This window comes from Tolypothrix sp. VBCCA 56010, assembly GCF_050875635.1.
GTDB lineage: Bacteria > Cyanobacteriota > Cyanobacteriia > Cyanobacteriales > Nostocaceae > Hassallia.
On the sequence record NZ_JBPAOH010000091.1, the window covers coordinates 19,763 to 31,908 of the forward strand.

At 42.0% G+C, this 12,146-nt stretch carries 10 protein-coding genes; 7 read left to right on the plus strand and 3 right to left on the minus strand.

Annotation, left to right across the window (positions count from 1 at the left end; genetic code table 11):
- Positions 1-69: 69 nt before the first annotated feature.
- The gene (locus AABK37_RS25985; protein WP_432554399.1) at positions 70-513 is read left to right on the plus strand and encodes a pre-16S rRNA-processing nuclease YqgF; all 444 of its coding nucleotides are present in this window, start codon (positions 70-72) and stop codon (positions 511-513) included.
- Positions 514-613: 100 nt separating this feature from the next.
- On the opposite strand, the gene AABK37_RS25990 is transcribed toward AABK37_RS25985, so the two are convergent.
- The gene (locus tag AABK37_RS25990; protein ID WP_039748006.1) at positions 614-877 is read right to left on the minus strand and encodes a DUF3146 family protein; all 264 of its coding nucleotides are present in this window, start codon (positions 875-877) and stop codon (positions 614-616) included.
- Between the two features lie 333 nt (positions 878-1,210).
- Between AABK37_RS25990 and AABK37_RS25995 the strand changes: the two genes are divergently transcribed.
- Positions 1,211-2,842, plus strand: coding sequence for a hypothetical protein (locus AABK37_RS25995; RefSeq protein ID WP_432554400.1), 1,632 nt, complete (start codon positions 1,211-1,213; stop codon positions 2,840-2,842).
- Between the two features lie 160 nt (positions 2,843-3,002).
- Here AABK37_RS25995 and AABK37_RS26000 read toward each other — a convergent pair whose 3' ends face one another.
- Complete coding sequence (locus AABK37_RS26000) at positions 3,003-5,159, minus strand: polyribonucleotide nucleotidyltransferase (protein WP_432554401.1); 2,157 nt, start codon at positions 5,157-5,159, stop codon at positions 3,003-3,005.
- A gap of 690 nt (positions 5,160-5,849) precedes the next feature.
- Between AABK37_RS26000 and AABK37_RS26005 the strand changes: the two genes are divergently transcribed.
- From AABK37_RS26005 to AABK37_RS26015, 3 genes are all read left to right on the plus strand, one after another.
- Complete coding sequence (locus tag AABK37_RS26005) at positions 5,850-9,068, plus strand: DEAD/DEAH box helicase (RefSeq protein WP_432554402.1); 3,219 nt, start codon at positions 5,850-5,852, stop codon at positions 9,066-9,068.
- A gap of 185 nt (positions 9,069-9,253) precedes the next feature.
- Positions 9,254-10,096, plus strand: a complete 843-nt coding sequence (locus AABK37_RS26010) for an SWIM zinc finger family protein (protein WP_432554403.1) — start codon at positions 9,254-9,256, stop codon at positions 10,094-10,096.
- A 143-nt stretch (positions 10,097-10,239) separates the two neighbouring features.
- A complete protein-coding gene (locus tag AABK37_RS26015) occupies positions 10,240-10,539 on the plus strand; it encodes a CU044_2847 family protein (RefSeq protein ID WP_432554404.1) in 300 nt (99 codons plus the stop codon).
- 118 nt (positions 10,540-10,657) lie between these two features.
- Here AABK37_RS26015 and AABK37_RS26020 read toward each other — a convergent pair whose 3' ends face one another.
- Complete coding sequence (locus tag AABK37_RS26020; RefSeq protein WP_432554405.1) at positions 10,658-11,287, minus strand: Uma2 family endonuclease; 630 nt, start codon at positions 11,285-11,287, stop codon at positions 10,658-10,660.
- 247 nt (positions 11,288-11,534) lie between these two features.
- On the opposite strand from AABK37_RS26020, the gene AABK37_RS26025 reads away from it, so the two are divergent.
- Together AABK37_RS26025 and AABK37_RS26030 are read left to right on the plus strand one after the other, a co-directional pair.
- Positions 11,535-11,789 (plus strand): hypothetical protein, encoded by a 255-nt coding sequence (locus tag AABK37_RS26025; RefSeq protein ID WP_432554406.1) that lies wholly within the window; start codon positions 11,535-11,537, stop codon positions 11,787-11,789.
- A gap of 56 nt (positions 11,790-11,845) precedes the next feature.
- A partial coding sequence (locus AABK37_RS26030) for a hypothetical protein (RefSeq protein ID WP_432554407.1) occupies positions 11,846-12,146 on the plus strand: 301 nt, incomplete at its 3' end.

Sequence of the window (12,146 nt, forward strand, 5' to 3'; positions counted from 1 at the left end):
GTGGAAACAGGTGTTTTTATTTATGCGTACTTACTTAAGTATTAACTATTAACTATTAACGTATTTAATATGACTATTCGTGAATTTTCGGCGACGCAACCAGTGATTTTGGGCTTCGATCCGGGTAAAGATAAGTGTGGTTTAGCAGTGATGGGGCTAGATCGGCAATTGCATTATCATCAAGTTGTCTTGTCAAGTGAGGCGATCGCCTCAATTGAGAAACTGCGCCAAAATTACCCGATTTCCTTGATGGTGATGGGCGACCAAACTACGGCAAAACGCTGGAAACAGCAAATAACTGAACAAGTTAAAGAGCCGTTGAATATCATTTTAGTGGATGAGCGTTACACCAGCTTAGAAGCACGCGATCGCTATTGGCAAATGTACCCACCCAAAGGACTCTCGAAACTATTGCCACAAGGTATGCGACAACCACCAAGACCTATAGATGACATTGTTGCCATCCTCTTAATCGAAAGATACTTAAATCGCTTAACCGAATCAGCGGTATAAATTAATTGCGAACTTGCTAATCTCAAAGCGTCGGCTAGCTCATATTCTCACGTTCCCTATTTTCGCGTTCCCTATTACCTATTACCCATTCCCTAAAGCCTTATAACTCAGCCCGAATAGTAAAAGCATAATCTCCTCCAGGCTCTAGCTCGTAGTCTCGTTGCTCCAAGAAGCGACCGAGGGGTTCTTTAATTAACGCACGACCTTGAGAAGGCTTAACAGACAGTTCTCCCCGGCGAAAATGCCATTGAAACTGCCACTCAAAGTCACCCGCGCTGACTTCCCCTTCAAGGAAGCCGTGTTGCCAGGATTGGCGAGTAACCCTGACATGGGCAATGCTTTCTGGCAGACGTTTAGTACTCACTATGCTTTATGTCAAGTTTGAGATAAAGGTTGACCATGTAGGCTACTTCTACCATACATAGCTTAGATCCACAAACTGACATAGTGAGGATTTTTGGTGGTTGGATTGCGAACCAAAGAGGAACCGGACGAGTGAACTCGCGTCTACACGTACAAAGCACTGCGCGATCGCACGCTAGTGAAGAGGCAAATGCAGGAAAATTCCTAGCTGTTTTCGCTGATGCTCATGAATTAATCAGGGTTTTTACTGAGATTATTTTTTTTAGAAAAATTATATACTATTAATAATTAAGTAGTAGTTTTATTACCAAGCTCCTTACCTTCATAACTAGCGATGACACAGCCAGACTTTCAAGAAGAAGAGTTAAATCGATTACTAGCGATGATAGATTCAGACTCTCAACCCGAAAAGAGTCAAATCAATCAGAGCGCGATCGCACAGCCAAATTCTCAACCCCAAGATGAATTACATCATATTTTTATAGGTTATGAAACAGTAATCGCAGGCGGTACTCAAAAAGTTACACTGCGATCGGGAAAAACCTATGAAGTCAAGATTCCAGCTAACAGTCTTGAAGGCGCTAAATTACCCTTAAAAGGGTGTGGCTTGCAGGGTAATGATGTTGTAGTTGTTCTACACACTTTATTTGATAAAACTTTGGATATAGAAACAGCAATAGATTACTTCATAACCAAAGTAGATATCAAGCCAGAAAGCAAAATAAGATGTAGAAACGTTTATCAGCTAATCAAAGATGCTAAATATACTAAGGATTTAGCTGCTCAGGACTTGTTAGATTTTATTGTTTCTTCTTCTTTGACTAACCCATCAGTTAGTCAGCGTTATAATATTGCCAGTCAAAATTCTAAGTTGATCAAAATTGAAGAGTGTATTGAAAATGCCTTGGCTGCATCTAACCTTGATGAAACTGAAAAGCAGTTAATCAGAGGAACATATCAGTATATCAGAGCAGGAGAAAACATAACTGATTTTGGTGTTTTAAACCAACTTGACTCTATCATTCAAAATTCTTCACTTCGTAACGAACTCAAAGAACTCTACTTTAGGTACAGTGTCACATCTAGGGCAAGTACTGGTGATTTATTGATCGTCAATTTAATTGATAATTCTGATAGTTCCCTTAACTTCACAAGTAGTATATGCTGCAAAAAATCAGAGTTACTTGCTGCCTACACTACACTTAGAGACGGTAAGCAAGTTTCCAATCAATCGCTCTTAAAGTCATTAGACTCGCTAATTTTAAATTCAGATATTCCAGATGATTGCAAAGTCATGTACAAGCTGATGCGCGAGCCAGTAACTAATGACAAGGGAAAGTCTGCGGCAGAAGATTCTCCTATTGGCTCTGTAAAAAAAGTTTGGGACTCAGTTAATAAAGCATCTGAGAAAGCATCTGGGTTTGTGCCGAATGTGACCACAGTTGCTAAAGCTTTTGGAATGAAAGCAGGGACGGGAGTAGCTATCACCAGTCTATCTGGAGGCGCGGCAACTAATGCAACCCTGGCTTTGTTGGGGGGTGGTTCTGTAGCTACGGGTGGTTTAGGAATGTTAGGAGGATTGGCAGTGGCAACTGGTGGAGCTGCTTTGCTTGGTGCAGCTGCTTTGGTATCTGTTGCTTCTGTTACTCAGATGGATGCTGAAGATAAAAAGAAATTAGGTGTTGCAGCCGGAGTAGGAGTTGCGTCAAGTGCGGCTGCTGTTGGCACAGCTTGGGCTGCTGTCAGCGCTTTTGGTGTAGCGAGTACAGGTACGGCAATTGGTACATTATCAGGAGCCGCAGCCTACAGTGCTGCTATGGCAGCCCTTGGAGGGGTTGGTGTAATGACTGGAGGGGCTGCTCTTGTTGCAGCTGGTGCAGGTTTTGCAGCTTATAAGTTTCTCAAAGGAGATAAAAATGATCCTAAGCGGATTTTGAAGAAGTTGGAAGCTAAACTGGCAGATTAAAAAGATCGTAGTAAGCGATTTATCGCTTCCAACGGTCATTAAAGTGCCCACTACGAGCGTCTGATTCGGCTAGTTCTCAAAAAATGCTGACGGCGATGCCTACAATAAAGGCATCGCCTTAGAGATTTTAGACCCAAAATCTAAAATCCTAAAGCGCGAGTTATTTATTCACTGCTGCTGCTTCTCGCGCCGCAGTTGCTTGATCTGGGTGAATACCCAAGCGTGTAAGATTAATTCTACCCTTGTTATCAATCTCGCGCACTTTCACAATCACTTCATCACCAACTGCCACTTCATCTTCAACTTTGCCAACGCGGTAGTCAGCTAGTTGAGAAATATGGATCATTCCTTCTTTACCGGGGAGAAATTCGACAAACGCCCCGATAGGTATAATCCGCGTCACGCGCCCGACGTAGACATCACCTTCATGCAGCTTGCGCGTCATGCCTTGGACGATATTGCGTGCTTTCTTCGCCTTGGTTTCATCCACCGCCGAAATCGTCACCGTACCATCATCTTCGATGTCAATCTTGGCACCAGTCTCTTCAGTGATACCCTTAATCGTCTTGCCTCCGGGTCCGATGACCAGACCAATCATGTCTGGGTCAATCTTAATGGTCAACAAGCGTGGCGCATAAGGTGAAGTTTCTGTGCGTGGTTGTTCGATGCAGGTGAGCATTTTTTCCAGAATGTGCAATCTAGCTGATTTAGCTTGATTGACGGCTTGGGCAATGACTTCCAAAGACAAACCGGAGATTTTCATGTCCATTTGCAAGGCGGTAATTCCAGTATCCGTCCCAGCAACTTTAAAGTCCATGTCGCCCAAAAAGTCTTCAATGCCCTGAATATCCGTAAGGATTCGCACTTGGTCGCCTTCTTTAATCAGACCCATCGCCGCACCGCTGACGGGTTTGGTAATTGGTACGCCAGCATCCATCAAAGCGAGGGTGGAACCGCACACAGAACCCATTGAGGTGGAACCGTTGGAAGAAAGTACTTCCGACACGACGCGAATCACGTAGGGAAATTGCTCTTTTGATGGTAGCACGGGTAAGAGCGATCGCTCTGCCAAAGCCCCGTGACCAATTTCGCGACGCCCTGGCGCCCGTAAAGGTTTGGTTTCCCCCACAGAAAAAGGCGGGAAGTTGTAATGGTGTATGTAACGTTTGGATTGGTCTATTTGCAAATCGTCGTTGAGGTTTTGGGCATCTCCGGGTGTGCCAAGGGTGCAGGCAGATAATACCTGAGTTAGTCCCCGGTTAAATAAACCGCTGCCGTGAACTCGTCGAGGTAACAAATTAACTTGACAAGAAACAGGACGCACTTCATCTAACTTGCGACCATCAACGCGAACGTTATCTTCGACGATTTGCCGCCGCATTAACTGTTTAGTAATGTCTTTAAAAGTGTTACTTACTGCTTTGCTATTTGCGGTTGCGGCTACTCGAATTGCGTCTTCTTCGGGAAGTTCGGCGATTTCGTTTTTAATTTTTTCCTTCACCTCATCCAAAGCGGTATCTCGTTCGGTTTTGGTGAAACTAAATTGTGACAGGATTTTTTTTATTTCATCGTTAGCGCGATCGCGAATAAAATTCTCTAGCGTCAAGTCTACGGATGGTGGTTCTTGTTGCACCATTTGCAAACCCAGTTCTGCCATCAAATCTTCTTGCGCCTTAATTAAGTCGCGCACTGCTTCGTAACCAAAATCAATCGCCTCGATAATATCTCGTTCTGACAATTGATTTGCCCCAGCCTCTACCATGATCACACCATCCGGCGAACCTGCGACCACCAAATCCAGTTCTCCGGCTTCAATTTCTGCATAGGTGGGGTTAATTATAAAATCATCTCCCACCAAACCGACCCTGACTGCTGCCATCGGTCCATAAAAAGGTATCTGGGCAATCAGGGTAGCGATTGAAGCACCTGTAACCGCCAACACATCGGGTGGTACTTCTTCATCCATCGATAGCGTTACTGCGACAATTTGCAAATCATCCCGCAACCATGAAGGGAACAAGGGACGCATCGGACGGTCAATTAGACGGCTAGTCAGAATTGTTTTTTCTGGGGGACGACCTTCTCGCCTCATTATCCCTCCAGGAATTCTACCTGCTGCATACAGTCTTTCTTCGTAATCTACGGTGAGGGGAAGAAAATCAATGCCTTCTCTGCCTGCGGTTCGCGTAGCTGTCACTAAAACTGCTGTATCCCCAGATTGTATCAAAACTGACCCACCAGCCTGGGGAGCTAGTAAGCCAACCTTCAGTCGAATATCCCGTCCGTCGAAGGATATTGACTTATCAACTTCTGCCATTCAGTTTTTTTTCCTTCTATGCACGCTATTCTCTTTCTGTGGCAATCCTAACATTTATGCACTATGGCTGGGGCAAGAACGTAGATACAAAGATTAACAAGTGACGAAAGCGCAGAGTGCGCTCTTGATCGCTTGTCGGCTGGCATGGCGATCCTCTAACATAACTGTTAGCCTGCGGATGAATGTCTCAAACCTTGTCGATTACTACACTCTTATTAAAGGTATATTAGTTTGAAAGCTCACCCATCCGAACATCATCGCCACTACTAGCCCAATTTTTTGGTTAACCATGACAGACCTTACGTCTAACGGAAGCATTGTTTGGTTGTACAATGAAACCATCGTGACAAACAAAGCAAATGCACCAGCTGGCATTTGGCTGCAAAAAAACGCTTACAAATGCAAATAAATTGGTTTTTTTGTCGCGCCATCTTCTATTGCCCTGACGACATTATTATCATCCCATTTAGCTGCAAATAAATTGTTTTTGGGGCTATATTTTCACATCAATTATTAATTATTTTACTATTTATTAATTTTCCAAACAAAGACAATAATTTCATTATAGTATTATCTATAAAGTTAAGTTAATAAATGGTTAATCTTTATTAAAGTTGATATTTTTGTTTGTATCTATTATTTAAGAAATCAAAAGAGAAAATAAGCAAATTCAAAAATTTAGTTTGAAGAATGGCAATTTTACACGGTAGTTGGTTACTGCAAAATCAGGGCGGTTGTTTATTTATTTGGGGAGAGACTTGGCGTTCTTTCAATGTGAATTTGTCCTTAAGTGCTACAGAGATTCCACAACATCCATTTGCTATGGATGCGCTGGAATTAGTGGAATGGTTAAATTCGCGCTTCACGACAATTGCCAAGTTCATACAGCCACAAGTGGCTTTAAATAAAACTGTCAAGAAAAAAGAGGTTGTAAAGAATACAGATAATTTGCGTGTATATTCGCAAATAATTTCCTTACCAACTTATATTTTAGAAAGCGGTGAAGAAATAGCGATCGCTCCAAAACATTCTGCCACATTAGGAGACTCGACAGAATCGCCACAATACCTGCAACCTTGGCGCGTTGAGGGTTTTTGTCTCAACCCAAGTGAAGCAATGGAATTTCTCACTTCTCTACCCCTGAGTGCTGCTAAGGTCGAAGATGCTTTTTTAGGAGGAGATTTGCGCTTTTGGTCGCAAATTGCCCGTTGGAGTTTAGATTTAATCTCGCGAGGGAAATTTTTACCGACAATTCAAAGACAATCAGATGAGGCGTTCGCCGCTAAATGGCAAGCACTAATTGATAGTGCTGTCGATCAAACTCGTCTAGAAAAATTTGCCGCGAAGATGCCTTTAATTTGCCGGACGTATGAGGGAATGGGGAATGGGGAATCTAACCAATCCCTACTTCGTGTAGATTTTCCAGTAAAACCTGCTGTATTGCTATTGGGATTTCTTCACCAAACGATAGATACTCAAGTTCGGCAAATGGTAGGTTCCCAACCTGTGATAGAAGCCAGGATAATGGCGTCTCTACCACCAGCGGTGAAGTTGTGGCTGCAAGCTTTAAATAGTACATCCCAGACACTCAACGCGGATACGGTGGGAGTGGAAAGGTTAGAAGCGGCGCTGAAAACTTGGACTTTGCCGGTACAATACGAACTGGCGGGAAAAACTTTATTTCGCACTTGTTTTCAACTGCTTCCTCCATCGGGGGAGGCAGATTGGACATTGGCTTATTTCTTGCAAGCGGCTGACGATCCAGAATTTATAGTAGATGCAGCCACGATTTGGGATAATCCAGTTGAGCAATTAGTTATTCAAAATAGGACAATTGAACAGCCTCAAGAAACGTTTTTGCGCGGTTTGGGGTTAGCTTCTCGATTGTACCCGCCAATTGCATCGAGTTTAGAAACGGAAAATCCTCAATTTTGCCGTCTCAATCCAATGCAAGGATATGAGTTTATCAAGTCGGTAGCGTGGCGTTTTGAAGACAGTGGTTTGGGGGTAATTCTGCCTTCGAGTTTGGCAAATCGTGGGGATATTGCCAACAAATTAGGTTTAAAAATTACCGCACAAACGGAAAATAAAAAACAGGGGCGTTTGGGTTTGCAAAGTCTGCTAAATTTTGAGTGGCAATTGGCTATTGGTGGACAGACAATTTCTAAAGCGCAATTTGACAGATTGGTGGCGTTAAATAGTCCGCTGGTGGAAATTAATGGTGAGTGGGTGGAATTGCGTACTCAAGATATTAAAACTGCCCAAGCATTTTTTGCTTCTCGTAAAGAACAAATGACGCTTTCTTTGGAAGATGCTTTGCGTTTGAGTACTGGGGACACTCAGACAATTGAAAAATTACCAGTTGTTAGTTTTGAAGCGTCTGGAGCGTTACAAGAGTTAGTTGGAGCGCTAACAAATAATCAGGCGATCGCACCTTTACCCACACCGAAAAGTTTTCAAGGTCAATTACGACCTTATCAAGAACGAGGAGTAGCTTGGCTGGCATTTCTGGAACGTTGGGGTTTAGGTGCGTGTCTTGCCGACGATATGGGATTGGGTAAAACGATCGAGTTAATTTGTTTTTTATTATACCTAAAACAAGAAGAGGCGCTAGAAAACCCAACATTACTCGTGTGTCCAACTTCAGTGTTAGGAAACTGGGAACGCGAAGTTAAAAAATTTGCCCCTACCCTGAAAGTTTTACAATATCACGGTGACAAACGTCCTAAAGGTAAAGCGTTTGCCTCGCTTGCTCAAAAACAAGATTTAGTTATCACTAGTTACTCGCTGGTTTATCGAGATATTAAGTCATTACAAAGCGTTTCTTGGCAAGGAATCGTTTTAGATGAAGCGCAGAATGTCAAAAATTCGGAGGCGAAGCAGTCGCAAGCGGTGCGACAATTAGAAGCGACATTTCGCATTGCTTTGACGGGTACACCTGTAGAAAATAGATTGCAAGAATTGTGGTCTATTTTAGATTTTCTCAATCCTGGGTATTTAGGAAATAAGCAATTTTTCCAGCGACGGTTTGCGATACCAATTGAAAAGTATGGTGATACGGCTTCTTTGAGACAATTGCGCTCATTAGTACAGCCGTTTATTTTGCGTCGTCTGAAAAGCGATCGCGAAATTATTCAAGACTTGCCAGAAAAGCAAGAAATGGCAGTATTTTGTGGTTTAACTCCAGAACAAGCCACACTTTATCAAAAAGTCGTTGACGAGTCTTTAGCTGAGATTGAAACAGCAGAAGGATTGCAACGTCGGGGGATGATTTTAGCTTTACTTATCAAGTTGAAACAAATCTGCAATCACCCATCTCAGTATTTAAAGCAAAATACTTTAGAACAGCATAATTCTGGGAAATTGCAGCGGTTAGAAGAGATGTTGGATGAGGCTATAGCAGAAGGCGATCGCGCTTTAATTTTCACACAATTTGCCGAATGGGGTAAGTTACTCAAACCCCATTTAGAAAAGCAGCTAAAGCGAGAAACTTTCTTTTTATACGGTAGCACCTCCAAAAAACAACGCGAGGAAATGATAGACCGTTTTCAACACGACCCCCAAGGACCACCAATAATGATTCTTTCTCTCAAAGCTGGTGGTGTAGGACTTAATTTAACACGAGCAAATCATGTTTTCCACTTTGATAGATGGTGGAATCCAGCAGTAGAAAATCAAGCTACAGATAGAGTATTTCGGATTGGTCAAACTCGCAATGTGCAAGTGCATAAATTCGTCTGCACAGGCACTTTAGAAGAAAAGATTCATGACATGATAGAAAGTAAGAAACAACTTGCTGAACAAGTTGTTGGTGCAGGTGAAGAGTGGTTAACAGAAATGGATACAGACCAACTTCGCAACTTACTACTACTTGACCGCAGTGCAATAATAGACGAGGATGCAGAATGAAAAAGTCGTTAGTAGTTAGTTGTTATTGGATAGTGGATGGTGGGGCATGGGGCATGGGGCATGGGGCAAGCGTCCAAGTGGGCTGAGATCGAAATTTGGCTTTATTCCCATTGCCCATTGCCCATTGCCCATTGCCCATTGCCCAACAACCAACAACTAACAACTAACAACCAACAACCAACCAAATGACTAATTACACACTACAAGCGAGTCGAGAATGGTGGTCACAACGGTGGCTTGATTTATTAGATTCTTATCGTTTTAAAAAGCGTTTAGAACGTGCTAGAACTTATGCTCGTCAGGGAAATGTTCTCAGCATAGAATTTAAAGGTGCAAAGGTATTAGCTAAGGTGCAAGGTAGCGAAGTTGAACCATATAAAGTTTCTCTTTCTCTTGACCCCTTTAGCGATGAAGAGTGGGGTTATGTAATTGAAACAATGTCTAAAAGAGCGATTTTTGCGGCAAAACTTTTAGCAGGAGAAATGCCACAAAATATCGAAGATGTATTTACTAGTAATGGTCTTTCGCTGTTTCCTTTCACTTTATCAGATGTTCATAGTAAATGCTCTTGTCCTGATAAAGCAAATCCGTGTAAACATGTTGGCGCAATTTACTATCAATTAGGCGATCGCTTTAGTGAAGATCCGTTTGTACTATTTCAATTGCGCGGACGCACTAAAGAACAAATTATCAGCGATTTGCGGCAATTACGCAGCGCTAATAATCAGCAGACGCAAATAATACCTTCAGAAATATCTAACAAACAACCAACAACTAGCACTCAACAAACTCTAAAAATTGACTCTTTCTGGCAGTACAATGAGCCGTTAGAGTCTTCTTTAGTAGTAATTGCGCCATCGGGAAGCGAGACAGTGTTAGATGTTTTGGGGTCAATCCCCTTAGCAAAGGAAGAAGAAAATGTAGTAAATTTAACTTCTGCGGATGTGGTAATGAAATATTTGGATACAGTCTACAAAGATGTTAGCCAAAAGGCTGTTTTAGCTGCGATGAATTTAGGAGGAAGTTGAATAAGTTAGGCGCTTTTCTTGCTGAACATCAAATGTCCTTATTTACACCCAGCAGAGTTAGTTTTAATTTAATTATTTTGTTAGTAAGATTTATTACCAATAATTGAATGTTATAAAAGCAGAGTAATTCTCTGCATAGCAACATGGAACTCCAAAGTAGAATAATTTCCGTAGAACTAGCTGATGGTACAAGTGTCAAAGTTGAAGCTACAACGATAGGCGATCGCAAAATAAATTTTCCCACCCGACCTTTTAGCGAAGTAACCGACACCATAGAATCTCTGTCTAAGGAAATTGCCGAAGCATTGTACAAAGTTAAGCCAGATAGATTCACTGTAAAATTTGGTATAGAAATAGGCATTGAATCTGGAAAACTCACAGCTTTACTGGTGAAAGGTACATCTACAGCAAATCTGGAAATTACGTTGGAGTGGGGTAAGTAGTTGCTTGCTGAGGATATTTATCTGTTGTTCTATAAGGGTAGACTTATTAGGAAAATACTTAATTAATAGTAATATTTAGGACAAAATAATGCTGAATTAGCGAAAAGATAGCGATCGCTTATTGCCCTCTTTCCCTTACCCATTGTCGCACCGCCCGCCGAATTGCCAATCTACCATCCGCTCGATTTTCTTCAATTAATTTCGGCAGTTCCCGAATTGGTAAACTGGGAAACACCATACTAACTTGTGACTCTACATATTCCCCGTCTTGCAGGTGATAAATCTTCAGTTCCCCAGAGTCATAACACCAAAGTTCTGGTACTCCCAAACGCGCATAAATCCCAAAGCGATCTAAAGATTTACTTGTAACATCAATTTCCAGTGCTAAATCAGGTGGTGGATCTTGATTTAAGTTTACATCCAGCCTACCCCTAACCAAAGCTTCATTCTGAAAATAAAAGCAATTATCTCCCTCAACCCCTGCCATTTTCCTTTCTCGTCTCCAGGTAGTTGAACCATAGCTTTCATAATTCAGTTCCAATTCCTCACCAATGTCTTTGACTGCATCACTGATAACTTCTTTATAAATTTCCTGTTCGGGTAAAGGAGTCATAATTTCCAAAGTACCATTATCATAAGCTATCCGTGCGGCTCGACGATCTCCCAAATCTTTGAGGATATTTTCAAACTGTTGCCAGTCAATGCTGTAAAGTAGTACGCGATCAGCTCGGTGAGCAGCGATTGTCATTAACACCACCTCCTATTACCTGTAAACAAATTGAAATTCCTCTGTTTACATACATATTACAGCAATTTTCAGGTAATTGAACCACAAATTACGGTAAAGTGAAGAGAGAGTGGTTGTTTAATTAAATGCCAGTATCTTACGAGCGGGGATTGGCGTCATCGCGCTCAGGGCAGCTTGGGAAAACAAAGAAGGCTCTCAACGTCAGCTAGCTCAAAGATTTAAGGTAAGCTTATCATTTGTACGAAACTTGCTGCGTCGTTATAACGAATGCGGACAAATTGAAGCAAAACAACGTGGAGGATATCAAAAGCCAACAATTCAGAATGAACATTTAAGCATTATCAAGTCCTTTGTTGAGGATAAAAATGATTTGTTGCTCTCGGAATTATGCGATCGCTTTGCAGAACATACAAAAACTAGGGTAACTATTAGTACAATGCACCGCGCAGTAAATAGACTAGGCTTGCGCTGTAAAAAAAAAGCCTTATTCGTCGTACCATGAGTGAGTGAGAAATTATTACAACGGATGACCGTTGCAGCAATATTCTTTCACTCTAGTTGGTTGTAGGCTGCGCTCTTCGCTTTCACCAGTTCATCAAAAAGCAAGGTAAAACTTCGAGTTCCAAACATGAAACTCCGAGTTCCAAACATGAAACTCCGAGTTCCAAACATGAAACTTCGAGTTCCAAACACGAAACTCCGAGTTCCAAACACGAAACTTCGAGTTCCAAACATGAAACTCCGAGTTCCAAACACGAAACTCCGAGTTCCAAACACGAAACTCCGAGTTCCAAACACGAAACTCCGAGTTCCAAACACGAAACTCCGAGTTCCAAACACGAAACTCCGAGTTCCAAAC